Raw genomic sequence first — 21,610 nt, 5'->3', positions numbered from 1 at the left:
GAATTTTTCTAGGTCTATGTCTACTACCCATTCGTTTCCGTCGTTTAGGTATTCTAGGCTTTTTGTTATTGCCATTTGACAGTTTCTTCCTGGTCTAAAGCCATAGCTTGTTTCAGAAAATCTTTTGTCTATTATCGGGGTTAAGACTTGTACGATTGCTTGTTGGATTATTCTGTCCATTACTGTTGGTATTCCGAGTTTTCTTTTTCCTCCGTTTGGTTTAGGGATTTCTGCTCGGAGTACTGGTTGTGGTTTGTAGCGTCTTTCAATAATTTCTTGTCTTATCCTTGTCCAGTTTTCTTTGATGTATTCATCTATTTCTTCTACACTTATGCCATCTATTCCTGATGCTCCTTTATTGGAGATAACTTTTTCTTTGGCTTGATGCATGTTTTCTGGGTTTAGGATTTGACTTATTAGTTTATCTTCCATGTGCGCACTTACTCCTTTCCGCTTGCATAACTTATTTCTTAGGTGTGAGATTTTGAGTTCATTTACGTTTCTTCTACTTTCTCTGTCAGATTTGTTATGCTACATACATTTTGCTTGTGCTTTTAAATTGTTCAGTCCTTCGGTGTTTCTACCTACTATGACTTCTGCTGACTTCTCATAGTTCGTTGTTACTACTGTCTCGTCTATGAGACCTCACGGGATAAGTCCTAATACTTTCATCGTTTACTTGCAGAATTTACGCCTTGGGTTTACGGTTACCTTTTGGGTCTTTGCTATCTTGCGCTAGCTTGCCCACCTGTTACGCCTTGTATTCTGTTCCTGTTCGTCAAGCCACGATTTCGCTACCCGTTCTTCTCTCCTAGATGTCGCCATATAAAACTTCGGGGTCACTATTAGATTCGTTGGTAACTACGCTCTGTAGGGATTTTCACCCCAGCATTAGAACATGCCCGTCATACTCAAAAAAGCACCTATCATTTTGATAGATGCTTCCAAATCTATTTATACTATCTTATTCTTTTACAATCGGAACCCATAATTCCATTTGATAATCCTCTGAGTTAGGGTCTCCATCCCCATATACTTCAAAATCGGGACTTTCATCATGTCTATATCCTTCTTTTGGGAAGAAATATGAAATAATATACTTCCATCCTTCGTGAATGCATTTTGGTAAAGGACCTTCTAAGCTTACAATAGCATACTCTTTTTCAGGAATACTGAGTGTATCTAAACCTAACTCCTTAGCTTTTACCTCATCCGTCAAATCAAAACCAGCTAAATATATAAATGAATCTTCTTCATCCATTAGATAGTCATATCCTACGCCAAAGATTTGACCACTACCAAACTCTTCAAATTTTTCTCTTGGTACTTTTTCAACCAGTCTATCCCAAACTTTCGGGAAATTTGAACTCTTAGTTACATCTGATTTAATACCAGCTACTTTAAATGCTTTCTTTTTCTCAATCTTAATATCCATTTGATTGCCTCCTTGAACCGAAATTGAAAAGTAGATTCTTGGGAAATATTGATATTTTTCTCCTCTTTTTACTTGTCCTGGAGTTAGCTTATGAAAACTTTTAAAAGCTAAAGCAAAAGAATCTTGAGAATTATATCCATATTTTATTGCTATATCTATAATCCTTTTATCTAAATTTTTTAATTCAATTGCTGCATTTGTCATCTTTCTTAACCTTATATATTCAGATAATGAGTATCCTGATATGATTGAAAATATTCTTGAAAACATTTGAAATGAATATCCTGTTATTCGTGTTATTTCTTTTTCATCAAGTTCATCAGTTAAGTTATCTTCAATATAGTCAATTGCTAAGTTAAAAGATTTCATTATATCCATATTCCCACCACCTTTCATTTAAATTGTACAAGGATTTATTAAATTATACCCGATATTGCTAATACAAATATTATAGTATTTATAACTTGTCAATATTATATTTAAAATTCTTATAACTCTTAAAGCTTTCACTCTGATTTAAATCACCCACTATTATTTTTATCACCTTTATTTTATTAAAGATATAATAGTCAAGTTTCAGTTAATAACTGTATAAATTGCTAGTAAATAAAGAGTAATATAAAATAGAACCTACTTATAACTTAACCATATTCATTAACTTATCGTCAGCTCATATCCTAATTTTAAACAAACAAAACAATAAAAGTTTATAGTTTATGAAAATTATAAGCTTTTATTTTTACAATAGCGTTTTAATTAGAATGAATAGATTTCTTTAACCTTATCAACTAATAGCTTTATTTTTTCTTTAGTAATAATATCTTTAAAACTCTCATTATTAATTAATACTCCTATATAATAACGAGCAATCATATAGTCACTTCTATTTGGATTTGTTGATAATAATAAATTTTCATCAATCCATTTATCTATTTGGTTAAAATACTCATCGCCTCTTATCTCAAAAGATTTTTCCTTGCTCTCTATTAATAGATTGAGTAATTTTTCTACATATTGACTAGCGAGTTTTTGGTTATTATCTGCAATGTAATGAGTTGCCAAGGATAAATAGAAGTTTAAAACTATAGAAACATTTATTTCAGTAAGATTAAAAGTTTCTATTAAATCCTCTACTCTTTCCAATGTTTCAACCCAATCGTCATTTTTTAAACTACTCTTCATCATAAGAAGAGTGATTAAATCAGTTATGTTCTTATAAATCATTATTTGTAGTCTTTGATCTGCTTCATTTTCCTTCTTTGTTTTTAAATAAGCTGAAGCCACTAAACAATCTTTTGAAATAGACAGCATGTCCGAAGATGGCAAAATATTTAATGCCTCTTCTGATTTTCCTAAGCTAATCAGACAAGCGGCTCTCAAGCTCAATGATTGATCTTGAAGTATATGATCTTTCGAATGCTCACACACTCTTTTTAGAATATCATTTGCGTACTCAAGATATGCTTCTTTTTTGGCAGTATCAGTTGCTAAATCACAATGATTTAAAATAAATAAAGCCATGTAGTATAGAAGTTCAAAGCAAGAATAGTATTGTTTTATTTTGATTTTTATATCTTCTACGATACTATCCATATCTGTATCAGTGACACGATTCTCTAAGTCTATATAAAATTTTTGAATTTGAGTTGAAGATAAATCTGGGTCATATCCTATTAATTCATCCACACTTATATTAAAAAAAGTGGAAAGTTTTGGTAGAAGTAAAATATCTGGATGACTTTGCCCTGTCTCCCATTTTGATACTGACGCCTTTGTTACCATCATGAATTCTGCTAATTCTTCCTGAGTTATACCTCTTTCTCTTCGTTTCTGAAGAATATTTTCTCCAATTTTTAACATTATATTTTACCCCCTAACTAATTTGTTTTTTGTTTATTACAGCAATCGAAATCACGATGCATATTATAATCAAAATACCGCCTGTAATAATCGGTACATAATAGTCATCATATCCTATTCCTTTTATAAGGTTCACAGGCTTTCCTATCAATGCAATAGGCATGTATTTAACAATTTCATCTCGAATAGATAATATAAGTTGAATCACAATCCCAGCAGTCATTAATATTAATGTACCTATAACATTTCCTGAAATCACTCCAGCTAATATCTCTAAGGATATTAAAAATAATCCAAATACAAAAGGAAGCAAGGCTGCCATAAGTATATTTCTAATAGGAAATGAAATCCCGAAAAAGTACTTTGTGTAGAAATAAGTTAGTGTAAATGAGCAAAAGTAAGCAATAAACCATAAAATAAAATTATAAAAAATCTTCGATAGCACGACTTGATACCTTGGCAGTCCCTTAGATAACAAATTAATCAAAGTCCCCTTTTGAAATTCATTTACCATTTGTGTACTTAAGATAATGGCTAATCCAAACATACCTATTTGACTAATGTTTTTAAAAAATTGCGTCCAAGAGTCTATTTCTGATGGTATTGCTACGTTAATATCTATATTTCCTGTAGCTATGGATTGAAGTATCATGGGAGTTAATTTCGCTGTCAAAGGACTTATTAACCCGATGAACAATAACAGGATAAATGTAGAAATCATTTTTTTAGTCCTTGCACCTTCAATAGCTTCTTTCTTTAATAGAGATAAAAATATCCTCATGCTTTCGTCACCTCCATAAAAATATTTTCTAATGTAGGTTCTTCTATTTTTATTTCTATAGGAAATATGTTTAACTTATATAGCTCATATAAAATATCGATATCTTTTAGTTGATTCTCTTCGTCTGTTAAGTATAAAGTATCTCCTTTTTCATTTGTTACCAGATTTGAAAATTTATCTAGTGACTTAAATGTTTTTACTTCTTTGTCAGACTTAAATCTGATTTTAATTGTGTTTTTCCTCTTTATATTTTTTAGTTCATCTATTGAACCTTCCAGTACATTTTTCCCTTTATCGAGCACCACAACATGATCACATATTGCTTCAACATCCGATAAAATATGTGTGGAAAAAATGACAGTAGTAAAGTCTTTTATTTTTAGTATGATGTCTAATATCTCTTTTCTTCCTAGTGGATCTAAGGCAGATGTGGGTTCATCACATATTAATAATTTGGGACTATTTAACAAGGCTTGGGCAATACCCAAGCGCTGTTTCATACCTCTAGAATAGCCACTAATTCTTTTATTGACATCTCTTAATCCCACCAATTCTAAAAGTTCCACGCTCTTGTTTTTAATTTCATTTTTGCTAAGACCAGTTATAGACCCACATAAATTTAGATATTCCTTTGCTGTCATATAACCGTAAAATTCAGGAACATCTGGAAGATACCCTATAAATCGATTGGTTTTTGACTGACCAAAGCTTACTTCTTCTCCAAAGACTTCAATGGAACCTTCATCCTTTTTCAAAAATCCTAAAATCATTTTCATTGTCGTAGTTTTTCCAGCACCATTTTTGCCTAAAAACCCAAAGATTGTGTTTTCAGGAATGGACATGGATAACTCATTAATAATCGTATTTTTTCCAAAAGATTTATGAAGATTTTCAATTTTTAGTGCTTCCATTATTCTTCCTCCCTACCTATTGTTAAGTATAAGATAGGTCCAATAATTTGAATAAAAATAACTATTAAAATCCACATAGTTCTACTGCCAAATTTATATCTATCGTGTTTTAAAACATGTCTTAAAGAATAAATCATAAGTCCAATTTCTAAAATAATAATAGGTATGAGTATCGGCAAGTATTCTCTAATAATATCTGGCATTTTTAACCCTCCTTTATTTTGTAAATATCTTATCATTTTACTTAATCAACTATCAAGAAACTATTAGTAAACTTATTTTATTTTTATTAACTATAAGGAAATTCTACATTAACTAAGGTCAATAAAATAGCCTGCACCAATATTGGCACAGGCCTACTTACTTTTAAAACACATACCTTGAATTACTTTTTATTCAAATAAATAACAATTATTTAATTTATTGACGTCAATATTACAGAATTGAGTAATAAGTATTAATAACATTTGATATTTTTAAAAAACCTCGTATGTGGGAATATATCTAATATAATTTAAAGATTAAAGCCAAATTTGATAGTTACCAAAATCGAAGATTCCCTTCCCGTGTTTCAAATCTCCTCTTGATTCTAATAATCTAAAACCAGCCTCTACCTCATTAGTTAGCGAGCTTGAAATATTTAAATCATGATGACCAGGCAAAACTCTTTTAATATCATATTTTTGTATCTTTTTTATTGATTTATAAAATAATTTAGGATTAGTTGTAGGATAATAAGCGTATAGACAGCCTTTATAAATTAAATCTCCAGAGTATAAATATTTTCTTTCATGTTCATAAAAACAACAATGACCAGGAGAATGTCCCGGTGTATGTATAACCTCAATAGTTCTCCCGCCTAAATCAAATGTATAGCCATCTTGAAAAACTATTTGTGGCTTTACTTGGAAAATCTTATAGTCATCAATATTAAAATCACAAGGAAAATTATGTGATTTTTCTGTTAATTGCTTTTTTACAACTTCTAATGGAAGAGGAAACTTTTTTGAAAGCCATTCCTTTTCTTCTTTGTGAACACCAATACAATCAAAATATCTATGGCCACCAATGTGGTCCCAATGAATATGTGTAGTAAAAACTGTAACTGGTAAATCTGTTAATTCTTCTACAACTTCTTTAATATTTGAAATACCGAGTCCTGTATCTATTAAAAGTGCTTTATCTTCTCCACATAATAAGTAACAATGAGTCTCTTCCCAGTGTTTGTATTCACTTAATGCAAATGTTTGGTAATCTATCTTTTCTATTGTAAACCAAGTGTCCATAACTGCTCCTAATTAACTCTTCACTTTATAATATTTTGGTTAAATGATAATCATCTTACTACTAGTAATATGTTTTTCTTCTAAGGAATGGATAATTTAATAATTTATCATCTGTTATTCCTAATTGGCTTATGACGTGATAATAAATTACATATTTTAAAACAATACTAGAATTATTTAATTCATTGAAAGTTCTTAGACGTGATCTATGCTTATTTTTACTAGGACCATGCGTGTGGTAATTTCTTGTATCTTTCAACCTATTAGCAAAGATTTTTTCGAAACTTGCATCATCTTCCCATTTCTGATCAACTAAATTAAAAATATTTTTTAACTGATCAGGTATATTCTCTAAAATAACAGTTAGTTTTTCTCTTAAAGTAGGACGACTTTTCCTATCATTACATAATCTATTAGTGATTTCCTCTTTAATGGAAATATCTATGTTACTTTTATCTAGATATTCTTTAATTTCTAAAATAGCATTGTCTAAATTTGGAGCATGGCAATTTTGTATTTCTCGTGAACTATTGAAAAAGTTATCGTAAATTCTTTCCATCATCTTAATTTGGTTTACAGGAATACTTTCTATATCTAGGGTAGGAATATAATTTTGAGTATATAGATCGATTAATGGTTTAAGTTTTTCTTTATATTCAAACCAATTACAAATTATAGCTTCTAAATCTTCTTTTATATCACTCAACCTTAATGAATGAAATCTGGGTTCTTGTGCTTGCTCGTCTACTTGAGGAAATATAAACTGCCCATAATATAATGGATACTCATATTCATAGTCTCCATTGTCTAAAGATTTAGATTGAAATTTATTATATTCATCTTCTAGATAAAATTTGATGTATAAAAATCTTTTTTTAGATTGGGTTAAATAATCGATCAGTTTCATAAACCATTGTAAGATTTCATAAAACTCCCTAATGCTTTTAACTTCGTAATTATGAGATACAACTTCTATGAAGTGATCTATTTTAACACTAGAACCTTTATTTAATTCACAAATTGCTCTAATATCTCTCTTTATTTTTATAGTAAATTCATTATCTAAAATATTATCACTAATATATAAGACAATATCCAGTCTCTTATATTTTAAAGCAGTATAGTATTATTATAATGATACAAGGTGAATTATGAAAGCTAATAAATATTTTTTTCTAATACTTATCCTGCAAATAATGTTAGTAAATAAAACATCTTATGCTAGTAAAGAAGAGTCTTCTAGCGCTACAATTAGCTCTATTAATGAAGATAGCAATCAAATTCTTTCTTCTAATGATTCTTTAGATAATAATCTTAAAGAAAGAGAAAGTCTTGAAAGTTACATAGAAGAAATTAAAAATAGCACAGATTATATTAATTCTTCTAAGGAAATAAAAATATTATTTGATAATGCTATAGCATTTAATAGCAGAGCTTTGGATAAAAATGATTTAGATTGGATATCTTTTTCTAACACTAATATAAAAAAAGATATAGAAATAATAGAAAAGCTTGCTAATGAAGATTATCTAGATAAAGAAAATATCAATCAGAATTCTACTTTTTTTAATAATCCTTCATATAAAATTGCTTATTTAATGCTAGATGACGAAAAAAGAGAAGTCCTGGACAGTTATAAAAAGGATGGAGATAACCAAGAAGCTTTATCGATTTCTGCTTTACCAGACTCAGATGAAATGCATGTATTAGTACTATATAGCGACTGGATGTATCCTTTTGTGGATGATGAAGACAGTGACGGAATAATTTCTGATTCAAAAATCCTTTTAGATGCCTTGGACGAAGATAACGGTTTAATTGAAACTTTCAAAAAAACTAAATTTGACGATAGAGATGAATTAATAAGGGTCATAATAAACAATCCTGAAGATGATGCAAATGAATTAGATTTAAATAACAATCTAGAAAACACGGATGAGACTAATACTATTGATGAAAATCAAAATGATGATGGAAGCCTTATTGACGACTTAAATAATAGTGTTTATGATCAAGACTCCGATACTTCTCAAAGTCCTGATAGCGAAGAATTAGATTCTGATAAAATAAGTAAATACAAATATAAGTCTATGTTCTATATAAAAAATAGGACACGAAAGTATTATGAAGATCTAAGTGATGAGCAAAGAGGCGAATTAGATTCTATGAATACTGATAATGATGGGGTTTTGAGTATAGAAGAGCTAGAAGCATCTCCATATTACACACTTCCTATTACAAATGGAATAGATTGGCTATATCCTTTCATGTACGATAAAAATGAAGATGGCGTTATTGATGAATCTGATAGAAATAAAATTTTCCCAACAAATGAAACCGATTCAAAGCAACCACAAATAATTAGTACAAATGACAAAGAATCTGCTGGGAAAGATAATAATCAAACAAAGCCATATAACTCAATATTCTATCTAACAGAAAAAACAAGAGCAGCATATGAAAACTTGCCAGAGAATAAAAAACAAATTCTTGATCAAATCAATACTGATGGAAAGTATCCTCTAACATTGGAAGAAGTCGAAGCTTCAGGTCTATTCCAAATACCTGTAAAATCAAGTGATTGGATTTATCCATTTATGATTGACAAGAATGGAAATGGAGAAGTGGGAGAAAGCTATGATTATTTTAAAAATTCAGAATATACTCAAAGCTCAAATCCGAGTTCTAAAAGTGTAAATAATAGTGTATATGCTAGTTCTTATCACCCTCTTACGTACACTTATCCTACAAGTTCATCAAACAATAGGATTTCCCATACTAATGTAAAGACCGGTATTAAAGGACTTGGAACTATAGTAATAATTTTAATAATTGCAAGTATAGGCTATTACTTAATTAAGAAAAATGGTAAAGAAAATAATAAACTACACTAAATCTTATAAAACTTTTAATTTAATTTCTAAGGGAAATTGATAAACACCTTGTTATTTGAAATGAAAAATGGAGCTTAATCCTAGACAAAATAAATTCCTAGGATACAAGCTCAATTTGTATTGTTAATACAAATTGATGGTTTATTTATTATATATCAATTTTTCCCACATCTTCTAAGTAATCATCCAGCTGCTTATGCCAATTTTCCCTATCTTCATCATCAATCACTCTTATAACTCGACATGGATTTCCGGCTGCAATTACATTGCCTGGTATATCTTTTACTACAACAGATCCTGAACCAATTACTGTATTATCCCCGATGCTAACACCAGGGTTAATAACTACATTCCCACAAATCCAAACATTATTACCTATAGTCACTGGCAAGGCGTATTCTAAATCTTTATTACGAACATCCTTATCGATTGTATGACCTGCGGTGTATATACTAACATGAGGTGCAAGAAATACATTATCTCCAAAAGTCACATAGTTCTCATCTAGTATAGTCAAATCAGTATTTGCATAAAAATGCTTTCCAAAGGAAATTTTATCTCCGTGGTCAAAGTATACTGGCGGTGTAAGCACCATATCATCAGGAGCTTCTTTGAAACATTTTTTCAATTCTTCAAATGCAGCCTTGTCATGCCAATATTCCGACTCATTAAATTTCTTTTGGGCAACGTGAACTTTCTCAAAGATATTAACTCCTACACTATAAGGATGATAAAGCTTACCAGCAATCATTCTATCCCATTCTTTTTTATTAATCATTATCTATCTCCATTACAATTTCTAATTTTCCAATTTTACTAGATAAATAGTCCCTATTATTAATTATGCCATCTCAATTTAGATTAAGTCCTTAATCTATAATTATACTGCAAATTATGCATTGCCATTAGCTTCACTCCTGATGATGGCCACTGGCAATCTGATAATGCTTCAAGAATTATGACAATTAATAACTTATAATATTATTGTGCAATTAATTTAAAAAAATGTAAAGACAATAGTCATGCCCAATACAACTGCAATTATTGTAACTACTAAGGCAACAATTAAAAATATTGGTTTTGAAAAATTATATTTACTAGTCAAAAAAGATAAAATAAGCCCACCTATTGGAGCATATACTATACCAAAGAAAGCAAGTATGAGCATTAAATCATCATAATATTTAGACAAAAAATATAATATGATGAGTGATATGAAATAAACTAAAAACGAATATTTTATAAATTTTAACATTTTTATTTCCTTGATATTTTTAATTATCCAACAATGAAACCCCATCATGATTCCAAGCAGAATTGAATGTTAAAAATTATATACCCAAATTAGTATATTTTACTATCTTTAAAAGCTCTTATAGTTAATGTTAATTTCCTTAGTTATAGAAATTTTATGTTACACCTTATGAACCAATTTTACATTTTTGATTAATAGGCACAGTTTTGCCTATTTTTATAATCATATTTTGTAATTACTATCGTATCAACATAACAAGCATATAGTCTCCTATTTATAATAGAAAATATAGAATTACTATAAATTATTTAATCATATGCAAAGTTGATTTTTAATAATTAATCAAATCATAAAAAAACTATGATTTCAGTAAAATGGTCTAGATTATGCTCACAAGCTCGTTCATTAATTACATGCGTATAACATATACACTTATTTAAAGATAATAGTATTAAACTTGCTGTTCAATCAACTATCCTTAAATATCGATTGTAAGTTTCTTTTTACTAGTCTAATTAATTCATTAGTTAATTTTTCAATATCATCAGCTAATATAAGACCATGAGGGTATTTAAAATTATCATTCCAAATATAGTTGAAAGTTTTTGTATCAATCTTGCTAATTTTACCAATTTGAATAGCATAAATTTCTACACCCAAATCTATTAGTTTTTTTACTATATCTTTAGTTGCTCCGGGAAAACTTGAAGCTCCATCTGTTATTTCAAAAATTATTTTATATTCCTTTTTATTTTTATTTTTACCCTTTGATCTATACTAATATTTTGTTGTATTTGTCTAAGACAAGATGCATCGTCTGTTGTACCATCATCTCCACTTATCTTTGTAATAGAAGAAATAATTTGACTTTCTTCTAAGTCTTTTGTGTCTTCAAACTTTTTTATTTTATAATAATCATGTCCAAAAAACCATGTTTCTGTAAGAAGCTCTATTTTTTGATTAGTTTTTTGAGCTTGTGCTTGTAGATAGAGGTTAAAATCTTTTATAGATAGTAGAGTCACGGCTAGTGTTTTTCTTGTGGCATCGATTTTTTCTTCATCCATCGATCCAGAATTATCAATTAAAAATGATATTTCGATTTTTTCAGGCAATAATTTGTTTTTTGATTCTAGATAGTTTTTATCAAATACCTTAAGTTCCTTATAGTTACCTTTTTGTTCAGCTTCTATAAAATCAGGATAACTATTAATAAGGTCATTTACATTTATTTTCCCCTTAGCTTGCCTATTTTTCTCTACATTTACTTCCTTTTTTGCTGAGCCTATAAGCTTTCTCCAGAAATCTCTCATTGCATCTCTTTGGGTTTTTGTTTTATTTAGGTAATAATTATATAGGTCAACTTCTTCACTACTTATGCCATAAGATTCCATTTTTTTATAAGTAGAGTCTTCTAGGGAAGTAGCATTTGTATTTTCTTGATCTAAAATTTCTTTTAAGCTATCTTCTACTTCTTTTCTAGAAGATTCTAATTTATCCCTTGTATCTTCTTTTTGACTTTCTTCAAAGAATTTCTCCCCTTCCTCGCTGCTATCTTTTGCTTGCATTGAGTCAACTTCTTCTAGCCAGTATTTTCTAAAACTTGGATATATAAATGCTTTGATTAGAGGATCCCTATAAATTACTCCTTGATTTTTATTGATTTGCCTTATAAATTCTCTATTTAAAAATTCATATATGGATTCATTTAAAATTTTAATATGGTATTTTTCTTCAATTTGCTTTTTAAAATTTTCATCATCTTTATAAATACTCCATAATAGGAAACTTTTCTCAAATCCATGGTGGGCTAAGGATGAAAATAATAAATCCTTATCTGCTCTTTTTTTCATGTATTGGAGAATTTTCCCCTTTTCTTCTTGGTCCCTATACAAAGGAGAAGTTTCTAATACTCTTAAAAATGCAAAATATCTATCCATCTGAAATAAAAAATCTAGTATTTCTCTTTTTACATATTCTCTTACAAAGATTATATCTATATCATTATCTTTACTTAAAATTTCATTTATCTTTTCATAAATATAATAAGTTGTTTCATCTATTTCAGCCTGCCATCTCATTTCCCTATCCAAATAAAAATTTGCATTTTCCTTCCAATCTGGGTACAAGGCTAATTGATTATAAATGTGCCAGAGGATTTCATTATTATCTAAATTTGAATCTAAAAAAGTAGATAATGGTAAATAAAAGACATTCTCCTTAGCCTTCAACAAAAACTTTTCCAAAGATTTAGATGGAACATATCTAAGGCCGGGTTCTCTAGTAAAAGTAGTTAGTGATTGCATATGTCTTTTTAAAAATATTTTTAGATTCTGTTCTGCTTCCTTTTTAAGTTTTTCTTCATCTAGAAATTCTTTGTCATTTTTAACCATACTATCCCCTATTCATAAAGAGATTAATATCTCGAAGTTTTTCTATAGAATCTAGTCTATCTAATTTTAATATACTAAAGTTGCCATATATATCTATGGTTAAATAAGTTGAATTATCAAGTCCAATTATATTTACAAACGGTCTATCAGCTATGCTTAGCTTTGAGTTAATGTTCCACTTTTCCATATTTTCTTCAAGTAAATACAAATTAAAATCTTCTCTTAGGATAAATGCACTAGATTTTTTGCTCTCTATGCTTAAGATAGTAGAATTAGATTCATCTAATCCCACATTAGTTAATTTTTTACTTTTTAAATTATAAAGAAAGATATTATCACTATTTGCTTGAGATATGCAAAGAGTTTTTTCATAGCTCTCACTTTCTAAAATAGCTAGATTTATTATTGGATTATCAAAAATTTTAATTTTTTTATATACTTTTATCTCATCTTCCTTAAAGCTTACTAGGATCAAATCTCCTCTATGGCTACCTAGTGCAAAGTGGAAATTAGAAATCTTAACCAAGGAATTTATTTCTTCATCTAGATCTGATAAGTTTATATGATTTTTTATTTTTATTTTCAAACTTATCACGTCAATTTCTAGAACTATAAATTCATTTCTTCCTATTTGGCATAAAAATGTACTTTCTCCTATATTAATAATATTTTCAAAGCCTTCAAAATTATTTTTAAGCTTAATAATTCTTAAGTTCTTAGGATTTTCAAAAATATCAGTGAAATTATTGGACATAAATACATAAATATCTCCTGTGACTGTAAATAGCAAAATTTTTTCTTTACTTAGCCTATGCATATATATGACTAGTTTGTTGAAATTTTTAATGGCTTGACTTACTTCTATATGCTGATTATCTTTTCCATAGCTTCTCATAAAATAAACTTTTTGATCTGCACTTGCTAATATAAATATGTTTTCTTCCACATGAATGTAGCTTTTAAGATAAGATTGGAGTTTGTTATTTCCATCAATTTTAACTTCTAGCTCATTTACCTTTGTTCGGTAAAGTTCTGGAGCATAGATTCTATAATAAGGCAATAATTCTTTAAGCATTTTATTTTCAATATCTTCTAACTCATCTAATTTTTCCTTAAAATCTACATCAAGATGACCTTCTGCCAGGGTCTGGTCAAGGTCCATCCTTAGTTTTGTTAAATTTTTCTTATATTCATTTATATTTATTGAAAGTTTCATTTTCTATTATTTTCCATATCTAGTAAATAATCTAAAAAATACTTTGAATGCTCCAACTTATTTAATCTTTGATCAAGCTCTTCATATTCTTCTATGGATATTATATTTTCTCCCTTGTCATAAGCCTTAAAAAATTCAGGTATTTCACTTCTTTCTGGCGCTGGACCAAATATTATTTTTACTAGGTCTAGGTAACTTAAAGTTTCAATTTCTCCCCTGATATATTGGTAAGGCCTAGTCCTTAAATCATCATATTCTAGGACAACTTTTCCTAGATTCTCATTATTAATATCCCATCCTTCGGATTCTTTGAAAAATCCAAATCTTACTGCTTGGGATAAAATATATGCTTGGTCTTTTGGATTTGTTATTGAACTAATAAAACCATCCCATAGGGCTAAAGTTAAGTCTTTTTCTTCTCCTAAATTCCAATTATCTAGTATTCTTAGAATATTCCTTAAGGATAAAACTGATTCTTTAAGCTCAGGGGTTTCGTTAGTTGAATTTTCTTTACTAGTTGCCAGCCACTTACCCATAAAGACTTCCTGACTCACCTTAGATAATTGAGCTAATCTAAATATTTCTTCTAAGCTTCTTGTAGGAGTTGGAATGTGCAAGTTTCCATTATTATCAGCAAGTCTAACCAACATAATCCTAAAAAGTTCATTTTTCTCTGGATTAGTTTGGTTTTTTAAAGATCCAATGGTATTTTGATTTACATAATTATATTCTAGTGTTAAAAAACGTGATTTAAAAGCAGGGTTAAGTTCATTGGTACCCTCATAACTAACTTGGTCAGTTGATAAGTTTCCTGTCCCTATTAGACCAAATCCTTTTTTTATTTCTACTGGTCCAATCCCTGTAACATAGGCTTTTGATCCAAATTTACTTTGTAATATATCATTAAGCCCAATTAAATTTTGCATGGCAATTGTATTTAGTTCATCTATTATAACTGGCCTACCATTTTTTACAGCTAGTAATATTTCTCTTTCTATTTTTTTTACTACTGTTCCATAAATACTATTCCTAGCTATAAAGATTTCTGAGATACTATCCCAAACTTTGCTTCTTATTATTTCTTGCTTTTTTGCTGGTATATTTTTAAGTTCTTTTTCATGTGTTTCTAGCCAAGTAAAATATTGGTCTACAACGTCATCTATTAATTCTAAATTACTTTCGCTTGAAGATGCTTTCTCTAAGGATAGAGTTTTTTCAACAAACATATCTTCATAGGTTAAATTGTATGAACCTGATATAAAGTAAGGATATATCTTATCAATATCTGACTTATTTCCTTCTTTTAGTAGATTCTTATAATAGTCTCTGCGGCTTTTATTAAGTTCACTGAACTTTTCTATAGCTTCATCTTCACTAGCTTGTCGGTTTTCTAAAAACCATTTTTCCATTAAATCTTCTAATTCTTCTTGAATTATGTTTTCTAATGTAAATTCAATTGCTGCTTCTCTTGCTATCTGAGTTTTTCCACTACCTAAATGGCCTATTATATATACTGGCGTAGATTGCTTTAAAGATTCTATAATTTTTCTCTTTGCCCCTAATACATAGGGTACTTCTACAAGGTCTTGGTTGTATCCTGTATTAATATCATTAATAAGCTTTCTATGGTAGTAATATTCCCAAGCATCAGGAGAAGTGCTAATAATTTCTTTTAATTTATTAGAATATTCTGCAATTTTATCTACCCTATACCTAGTTGCATAGGTACTTCCATAAAAGTTACTATTATAATTTTTTTGGTTTTTCTTTCTCTCTAGCTCTAAAAAGAATTTTTCATAACTTATTAAATTTTCTAGTTCTTCAATTAATTCTTTTTGTTTATCTTGCTCATTTTTTAAATACCTTCTATATTCTTTTATTATTGGATTTTCTATACTTGTATCTTTTCTTTGATTTTCCTTCTTTCGATATTTATTATAAAATTCGCTAGTCTCTTCTAAGTCCCCTACTTCACTTATCCTAGCTTCGTTTCTTAAAATATCTTCATATATTTCTTGTACTTCTTCTAAAGTAGGCACAGCTTGATTATTCAAGTTGTTATTCATCATTGGTCTCCTTAATAAAAAAATAATGGGACGATATATTATCGCCCCAAATGTGTTTATATATTATTAAATAATATTAAATTCTTTTAGCATCTCTTCCACATCAGTACCTTTGATTAGTTTTGCAACTTTCATTTTTTGAAGTGGAGTAAGTGGAAGGTCTGGTTTTTCACCATCTGATAAAGCAACCATTGCATTTAGTAGATATCTTAAATCATATCTTGAAGCATAAACTTCAGGAACAGCCTTTTCTACGCCGCAAAGTACATAAACTGCTTCCATTGCTGTTCTTCCAGAATATTCTTGAGTAAATACTGTATCTCTTCCTGGATCATCTAGGGTTTCTGCATATTGTCCTAAGAAAGCAAAGTTAACTCCACCCTTTGGCACTACATAAGGTCTGTCGCCTGCTTTTCTTGGCATAAATTGAGATGTTATATAAGGCATCATAACAGGTACTGCGCTGCAAGTTTCAGCAAGTGCATCAATTTCATTTACAGGAACACCGATGTGGTATAACCATTCTTTTGTAATTTCCTTACCTGTACAATCTCTCATTTTCTTTTTGATATAGTCACCTTTGACATCTGAGAATAATCCATATACCCAAACAGCAACATCATTTTCAGGTTGTTCTGGATATTGACCTTGTCTATTAATAGTCCAGCTCATTAACCAACTTGAATCAACGCAAGTTACGATACCACCTGTTACAGTTTTTCCACCATAAGGACTTCTCTTTGTAATTTTTTCAATATATTTTGGAACTGAATCATCATGGCAAGTTACAGTACATGATTCCCAGTTACTCTTTTCAACATCTGAGCAGAATACTTCAGGGCGACCAAAATCATCAGATTTTTCTGCAATGTTTTTCCACAGTTCCCAACAACCTGTTTGCTCAGAACTTAGTTCAGCCGGCGTATCATCATCACCATAGCTAGAGTTTTCAGTCATTGATCCATTAGTTATAAAGACTAGGTCATTTTCTGTAAGATCAATGGACTTATCATTTCCATTTTTATCTTCCGCTATAATCTTTGTAGCAACTTTTTTATTTTCAGATATATCAAAGTCAACATCTGTCACTTTTGTATCATATTGGAATTTACATCCATGATCTTCAAGATATTTAACCATAGGTTTTACTATTGAATGATATTGGTCATATCTAGTGAATCTAAGAGCTGATAAATCAGGAAGACCACTTACGTGATGCATAAAACGATTCAAATACAATTTCATTTCTAGAGCAGAGTGCCAGTTTTCAAAGGCAAACATTGACCTCCATAGTGTCCAGAAATCAGAATTTAAAAGTCCATCTGAGAACACATCTTCAATAGATTTATCTTCAAGAATTTCATCTTGAGTCATGGAAAGTTCAGCAATTTCTTTAACTTGATCTTGAGTTAGGTTAAATTTACCATTGTCATAACGCTCACCTTGATTGTGAGTAATACGACAATTACTGTAGTTTGGGTCATCGTAGTTAGTGTAGAAAAAATCATCTAAAACACTCATTTCAGGATCTTCTAGACTTGGAATTGAGCTCCAGATATCCCATAAACATTCGAAATGAGCTCCAGTTTCTCTACCACCACGAGCAACATATCCTCTAGTATCCATATATTTACCGTCAAGTGAACCACCAGCAATGTCTAGTTGTTCTAAGAAAGTAATTTTTTCTCCATCCATATGAGCATCCCTAATTAAGAAACAAGCTGCACTCAAAGAGGCAATACCTGTTCCGATTAGATAAGCTGATTTATTTTCTATTCCTTCCGGTTTCCTAGCCTTAACTAATGTTTGAAAATCTCCATTAGTAAGTTTTAATCTTTTATCATGAGTTTTAAGTTCCATCATATCCTCCTCTAATAATTAAGAATCAACTTCTTATCTACATTAAATCATTATTAGAGAAAAATTTCATCTACCAATATTAGTGATTTGTGTAAATTTTACTCAATTAGAGCACTCTGGGTAAAGGTTTCTAGTCTTTCACTCCTTTTTAATGACAACAAAATATTACCATCCATTAATTTACCTAATCTATTTGTAATAACTACTGGATCAGTTTTCATATCGGTAGCTATCCATTGTATAAGCGCACTACTTAAGGCACATTGATAAAAGTAAGAAATCAAATTAATATCAATATCTTTTGCCCTAGTCTCCTTTGATAAGTGACCAACATATTTACTAATTACTTCACCAGCCATAGAATATACATATTTTTCTACATTAACCTTATAATCCGAATAGTAAATATGTCTTATAGCTTTTTTATTATCTAGAATAAATTTCGCAGCCAGAATAAAACTGTCTTCCCAAGATAGATTTTCATTAAATTCCTCAATAACAATATCAAGCTCAGACTCAAATATTTCTCTTATTAATTGTTCCAAATTTTCATAATGATAGTAAAAAGTTTTTCTTTCGATATTACATCTTTTTGCTAATTCGGTTACAGTTATATTATCTAGGGCCTTTTTATCTAAAAGAATCATAAATTCTTTTTTTATTAAATTTTTAGTATAGTTTTTGGTCATATAATTAAAAGCCTTTCTAAAGTAAGTTATATTTAATATTTTCCCATTTAAGTAGCTTTATCTAACAATTGTTATTTATAAAGGCATTAATTAAATAGTCTTAGCTGACGTTTTCTAGCAACTTATCCCCTCTAGTATTAATATATTAGCATCAGGCTTTTAACTAACTATCTATAATCCTTGCTGCTCTATACTTAAAGCTAGTAACTCAACATCAAACGAGTACTAACTATTAATATCAGTTAATAAAAAATAAATTAAGAACATAAACACGAAAATTTAAAAATATTTTTAAGTTATATTTAAAATATATTAGATTGATAAATTAAATTCATCTTTGCATAAATGGTAAAGCTATTAAATTTCCAAACAAGGCAACAGCTGCATATCCAGCTGCATAAATCCATGCACTTGAGCTATAAAATATAAATATAGATGGGATAAATATAATTGCTACGCTCAAAATATAGCAAAAATCCAGTCCATTCTTCATTCCATACAAAACAGAAATTATTAAACATATTATAGAAATAAATACTAACATAATAATCATTGCACTTCCTGTGTCTTTTATAAACAAAGGAATGATATAAAAATCTATCAGTAAGAGTAAATAGAAAACTATGTTCTTTTTTAATTTTTCCATCATATAAGTATCCTTTCAACATTACGTTCTAGTTTTCAAAGCTTTATTCAATTTACTTTTACATCATACTACATATCACATTAAATTAGTGTTCACAAAGTAGGTCACTTGTGTGCGTTTATAGAACATACTTCTTATTAATCTCAACAAATTGAGAATTATAAATCACAAAATCTTTGCCATTAAATGCAACTTGCAATAATCATCTTCAAACACAATTGCTTGATCTTTATAATTATTTTTAAGAAAGAATTCTAAATTTCCATTTGGAAAAATCCCAATTTCATCTGAAATTACAAGTATTTTTTTATACTTATTTTTCAAATAATCTTCTAAAGCCATTAATGGTGGAGACTTATAGTCATAATCTTCATTTGATAAATAAATACATGTTATAAATGCAGTTTCTTCACTTCTTGGGATATCGTATGGTACCAGATTAGATGGAACAAATTCAGCCCCTCCAAGTAATTGATTACCTGATAGATTCATAAACCCATAGACATCTTCATTTATTGAATCATACATTTTAATCTTACTACTACATCCCACACAGTTAACCCTAGATGTGCATTGAGATGCGATATTATAATTATCTTTTGTAATTGATTTTATAGTTTTTGTAACACTTTCAGTGCCTAGTTTAGGAATATATGGCTTTTCTACTGGAATTATCCCTGAAATAACCTCTTCCATGAATTTCTTATCAATTGGAGCGTAATATCTATTAACATCATTAATTACAGTTAAGAATGGAAAAAATATTTTTTTATTTTTACAGGTCGGTAAATCATTAGATATTTCATAAGTATTTATGTTTACTTTTTCTTTATTCCTATTAAGCTCATCTAATATTTCTACACTAATCGGGCACATACTCCCCCAATAATAGAAATCTATTTTCATTTGGGCACCTCCACAAGTTCCTAAATAATTTAATAAATAACAATTTATAATCAAAAGATAGTTGGAGATATGACAAATAAATCCTTTCACAATATTGTATCTTATCATCAGTACCACCGTCTCAACGTGGCTTGAGTGGTCAGTATGGATGAAATTTCATATTTTTCACAAGCCTCGTATGTGGAAACATATTTATTCTAAACTATTTCTAAATTCTTTTAACATTTTATTTAAAACCAATGCATTTTCATATTCTTCAACAAATGCTCCCTCTTTGTATTGAGGGAAATTAGGAATATACGGAATATTTACATTATTTAAATATTCATCTCTTTTATGCCATTTTCTCTTAACATATTCTTTAAACATCTTTCTCTCATTTTCCGATTCAAATAATAGAAGAACACTAAATAGTTTGTTTCTTGCATACTCACTACTGATTTCTTGTAGATAAAAAAACTCATTTAACTTATATAAAAAACTTCCTTTTGTGAAATAACAATAAGATACTTCTTCGCTTTCATTATCATTTATTTGTATAAAATCAACATTAGGACTAGGCGTAACATAACGTCCACCATCTAAAGAATTTCCTACAATACTAGTTAATATTGTTTGGTGGTAATAAAAATTAATATCTAGCCAGCTTGGTGTTTGATCATATTGTGAAAACATATAGTACTCAATTCCATCCTTCATATTATTAAAATCGTAATTGATTGTAAACTCAGGAAAAAATTTATAATATTTTTGCATCTCTCCATAAGGTCCATCAACCCAGTTTTCATAATCATCTAGATATATCTCTAATCTACTTATTGCAGATTGTGTTAGTCCAAATCGTTTTTTCCACAAATATTCAACTTTATCTAAATCTGCTGATCTATCTATAGGTGTGTTAGTATCTTGAATTCTCGTATAAATATAACTTGCTCTAATTTCCTGAAATTTATCTGTCAAATAATATGGTGTATTATTGTCATTTAATATTACTATTACATCAATTGTTTTTCCTGATATTTGATAGCTTTTTACATATACAGTTGGTCTTAAACCTCCAGCAAATTTCTTATCTTTTAGAAAATCAACAATATTTTGTGTATTTTTTCTTCCTTCATCTTCACTTACATCTCTAATATTATAGTTGTCATCTTCATCAACTCCAATTATTATGAATGCATCCTTACTTTCCAAATTATTAGACATAAAAATAACATCATGAAGTAAATCTTGTTTACATTTATTATCAGATCTATACCATTCTTTCTTAAAATCCCAATAACTACCTTCTTGTTTTAAGTTAATTAAATCTATAATCTTTTCCATGCCTGTCAAAAAATCACCTCCATTACTATTTTTGCTGATCTTATTATATCATCCTGTATTATGTAAAAAACAGCTCACTTGGAGCTGTT

Annotated in this window: 20 protein-coding genes; 1 reads left to right on the top strand and 19 read right to left on the bottom strand. The window is 29.1% G+C overall.

Going from position 1 to position 21,610, the window contains the following annotated elements; translation table 11 throughout:
• The 8 genes from BN38_RS08535 to BN38_RS08500 form a co-directional block, all read right to left on the bottom strand.
• On the bottom strand, positions 1–432 hold a 432-nt coding region (locus BN38_RS08535; protein ID WP_044566858.1), incomplete at its 3' end, for a reverse transcriptase domain-containing protein.
• A 532-nt stretch (positions 433–964) separates the two neighbouring features.
• Positions 965–1,813 carry an AraC family transcriptional regulator gene (locus BN38_RS08530; RefSeq protein ID WP_044566856.1) on the bottom strand — a complete coding sequence of 283 codons (849 nt, stop codon included), beginning with the start codon at positions 1,811–1,813 and terminating at the stop codon, positions 965–967.
• 378 nt (positions 1,814–2,191) lie between these two features.
• A complete protein-coding gene (locus BN38_RS08525; RefSeq protein WP_044566855.1) occupies positions 2,192–3,295 on the bottom strand; it encodes a helix-turn-helix domain-containing protein in 1,104 nt (367 codons plus the stop codon).
• 13 nt (positions 3,296–3,308) lie between these two features.
• Positions 3,309–4,076, bottom strand: coding sequence for an ABC transporter permease (locus tag BN38_RS08520; RefSeq protein ID WP_044566853.1), 768 nt, complete (start codon positions 4,074–4,076; stop codon positions 3,309–3,311).
• Positions 4,073–4,987 carry an ABC transporter ATP-binding protein gene (locus BN38_RS08515; RefSeq protein WP_044566851.1) on the bottom strand — a complete coding sequence of 305 codons (915 nt, stop codon included), beginning with the start codon at positions 4,985–4,987 and terminating at the stop codon, positions 4,073–4,075. The genes BN38_RS08520 and BN38_RS08515 overlap by 4 nt, the downstream gene beginning before the upstream one ends.
• Positions 4,987–5,190 (bottom strand): PLDc N-terminal domain-containing protein, encoded by a 204-nt coding sequence (locus tag BN38_RS08510; protein ID WP_044566850.1) that lies wholly within the window; start codon positions 5,188–5,190, stop codon positions 4,987–4,989. Before BN38_RS08510 ends, BN38_RS08515 begins: the two co-directional genes overlap by 1 nt.
• Positions 5,191–5,508: 318 nt before the next feature.
• Positions 5,509–6,273: an MBL fold metallo-hydrolase gene (locus tag BN38_RS08505; RefSeq protein ID WP_044566848.1), complete on the bottom strand. Its 765-nt coding sequence runs from the start codon at positions 6,271–6,273 to the stop codon at positions 5,509–5,511.
• A gap of 61 nt (positions 6,274–6,334) precedes the next feature.
• Complete coding sequence (locus BN38_RS08500) at positions 6,335–7,180, bottom strand: HEPN domain-containing protein (protein ID WP_049944481.1); 846 nt, start codon at positions 7,178–7,180, stop codon at positions 6,335–6,337.
• Between the two features lie 244 nt (positions 7,181–7,424).
• Here BN38_RS08500 and BN38_RS08495 point away from each other — a divergent pair, with 244 nt between their 5' ends.
• Complete coding sequence (locus BN38_RS08495; RefSeq protein WP_044566846.1) at positions 7,425–9,167, top strand: hypothetical protein; 1,743 nt, start codon at positions 7,425–7,427, stop codon at positions 9,165–9,167.
• Positions 9,168–9,315: 148 nt separating this feature from the next.
• Here BN38_RS08495 and BN38_RS11585 read toward each other — a convergent pair whose 3' ends face one another.
• The 11 genes from BN38_RS11585 to BN38_RS08445 all read right to left on the bottom strand — a co-directional run bounded on the left by BN38_RS11585 (position 9,316) and on the right by BN38_RS08445 (position 21,521).
• Positions 9,316–9,945 (bottom strand): sugar O-acetyltransferase, encoded by a 630-nt coding sequence (locus BN38_RS11585; RefSeq protein WP_044566843.1) that lies wholly within the window; start codon positions 9,943–9,945, stop codon positions 9,316–9,318.
• Positions 9,946–10,164: 219 nt separating this feature from the next.
• Positions 10,165–10,422, bottom strand: coding sequence for a hypothetical protein (locus BN38_RS08485; RefSeq protein ID WP_044566841.1), 258 nt, complete (start codon positions 10,420–10,422; stop codon positions 10,165–10,167).
• Between the two features lie 468 nt (positions 10,423–10,890).
• Entirely contained in the window at positions 10,891–11,082 is a 192-nt protein-coding gene (locus tag BN38_RS10785) for a hypothetical protein (RefSeq protein ID WP_049944480.1), read from the bottom strand.
• Positions 11,083–11,153: 71 nt separating this feature from the next.
• Complete coding sequence (locus BN38_RS08480; protein WP_049944479.1) at positions 11,154–12,812, bottom strand: vWA domain-containing protein; 1,659 nt, start codon at positions 12,810–12,812, stop codon at positions 11,154–11,156.
• Position 12,813: 1 nt separating this feature from the next.
• Positions 12,814–14,028, bottom strand: a complete 1,215-nt coding sequence (locus tag BN38_RS08475; protein ID WP_044566839.1) for a hypothetical protein — start codon at positions 14,026–14,028, stop codon at positions 12,814–12,816.
• Complete coding sequence (locus BN38_RS08470) at positions 14,025–16,094, bottom strand: hypothetical protein (RefSeq protein WP_044566837.1); 2,070 nt, start codon at positions 16,092–16,094, stop codon at positions 14,025–14,027. Before BN38_RS08470 ends, BN38_RS08475 begins: the two co-directional genes overlap by 4 nt.
• A gap of 66 nt (positions 16,095–16,160) precedes the next feature.
• Positions 16,161–17,954, bottom strand: coding sequence for an oleate hydratase (locus tag BN38_RS08465; protein ID WP_044566835.1), 1,794 nt, complete (start codon positions 17,952–17,954; stop codon positions 16,161–16,163).
• A 98-nt stretch (positions 17,955–18,052) separates the two neighbouring features.
• On the bottom strand, positions 18,053–18,643 hold the full coding sequence (locus BN38_RS08460) for a TetR/AcrR family transcriptional regulator (RefSeq protein WP_044566833.1): 591 nt from the start codon (positions 18,641–18,643) through the stop codon (positions 18,053–18,055).
• Between the two features lie 331 nt (positions 18,644–18,974).
• On the bottom strand, positions 18,975–19,292 hold the full coding sequence (locus tag BN38_RS08455) for a hypothetical protein (RefSeq protein WP_084593777.1): 318 nt from the start codon (positions 19,290–19,292) through the stop codon (positions 18,975–18,977).
• Positions 19,293–19,454: 162 nt separating this feature from the next.
• Entirely contained in the window at positions 19,455–20,195 is a 741-nt protein-coding gene (locus BN38_RS10780) for a hypothetical protein (RefSeq protein WP_049944478.1), read from the bottom strand.
• A 192-nt stretch (positions 20,196–20,387) separates the two neighbouring features.
• Positions 20,388–21,521, bottom strand: coding sequence for an AlbA family DNA-binding domain-containing protein (locus BN38_RS08445; protein WP_044566880.1), 1,134 nt, complete (start codon positions 21,519–21,521; stop codon positions 20,388–20,390).
• Positions 21,522–21,610 lie beyond the last annotated feature (89 nt).

The sequence above is a fragment of the Anaerococcus provencensis genome, from assembly GCF_000312365.2.
Classification (GTDB): Bacteria; Bacillota; Clostridia; order Tissierellales; family Peptoniphilaceae; genus Anaerococcus; species Anaerococcus provencensis.
This window is presented reverse-complemented; position numbering and strand designations above follow the sequence as displayed.

Excerpts from the sequence above, each read along its gene's own strand:
- BN38_RS08485 (WP_044566841.1), bottom strand. The coding sequence starts at position 10,422 with ATGTTAAAATTTATAAAATATTCGTTTTTAGTTTATTTCATATCACTC.
- BN38_RS08455 (WP_084593777.1), bottom strand. The coding sequence starts at position 19,292 with ATGATGGAAAAATTAAAAAAGAACATAGTTTTCTATTTACTCTTACTG.
- BN38_RS08470 (WP_044566837.1), bottom strand. The coding sequence starts at position 16,094 with ATGAATAACAACTTGAATAATCAAGCTGTGCCTACTTTAGAAGAAGTA.
- BN38_RS08505 (WP_044566848.1), bottom strand. The coding sequence starts at position 6,273 with ATGGACACTTGGTTTACAATAGAAAAGATAGATTACCAAACATTTGCA.
- BN38_RS08510 (WP_044566850.1), bottom strand. The coding sequence starts at position 5,190 with ATGCCAGATATTATTAGAGAATACTTGCCGATACTCATACCTATTATT.
- BN38_RS10780 (WP_049944478.1), bottom strand. The coding sequence starts at position 20,195 with ATGAAAATAGATTTCTATTATTGGGGGAGTATGTGCCCGATTAGTGTA.
- BN38_RS08530 (WP_044566856.1), bottom strand. The coding sequence starts at position 1,813 with ATGGATATAATGAAATCTTTTAACTTAGCAATTGACTATATTGAAGAT.
- BN38_RS08495 (WP_044566846.1), top strand. The coding sequence starts at position 7,425 with ATGAAAGCTAATAAATATTTTTTTCTAATACTTATCCTGCAAATAATG.
- BN38_RS08480 (WP_049944479.1), bottom strand. The coding sequence starts at position 12,812 with ATGGTTAAAAATGACAAAGAATTTCTAGATGAAGAAAAACTTAAAAAG.
- BN38_RS08520 (WP_044566853.1), bottom strand. The coding sequence starts at position 4,076 with ATGAGGATATTTTTATCTCTATTAAAGAAAGAAGCTATTGAAGGTGCA.
- BN38_RS08465 (WP_044566835.1), bottom strand. The coding sequence starts at position 17,954 with ATGGAACTTAAAACTCATGATAAAAGATTAAAACTTACTAATGGAGAT.
- BN38_RS11585 (WP_044566843.1), bottom strand. The coding sequence starts at position 9,945 with ATGATTAATAAAAAAGAATGGGATAGAATGATTGCTGGTAAGCTTTAT.
- BN38_RS08475 (WP_044566839.1), bottom strand. The coding sequence starts at position 14,028 with ATGAAACTTTCAATAAATATAAATGAATATAAGAAAAATTTAACAAAA.
- BN38_RS08515 (WP_044566851.1), bottom strand. The coding sequence starts at position 4,987 with ATGGAAGCACTAAAAATTGAAAATCTTCATAAATCTTTTGGAAAAAAT.
- BN38_RS08525 (WP_044566855.1), bottom strand. The coding sequence starts at position 3,295 with ATGTTAAAAATTGGAGAAAATATTCTTCAGAAACGAAGAGAAAGAGGT.
- BN38_RS08500 (WP_049944481.1), bottom strand. The coding sequence starts at position 7,180 with ATGAAACTGATCGATTATTTAACCCAATCTAAAAAAAGATTTTTATAC.
- BN38_RS08460 (WP_044566833.1), bottom strand. The coding sequence starts at position 18,643 with ATGACCAAAAACTATACTAAAAATTTAATAAAAAAAGAATTTATGATT.
- BN38_RS08445 (WP_044566880.1), bottom strand. The coding sequence starts at position 21,521 with ATGGAAAAGATTATAGATTTAATTAACTTAAAACAAGAAGGTAGTTAT.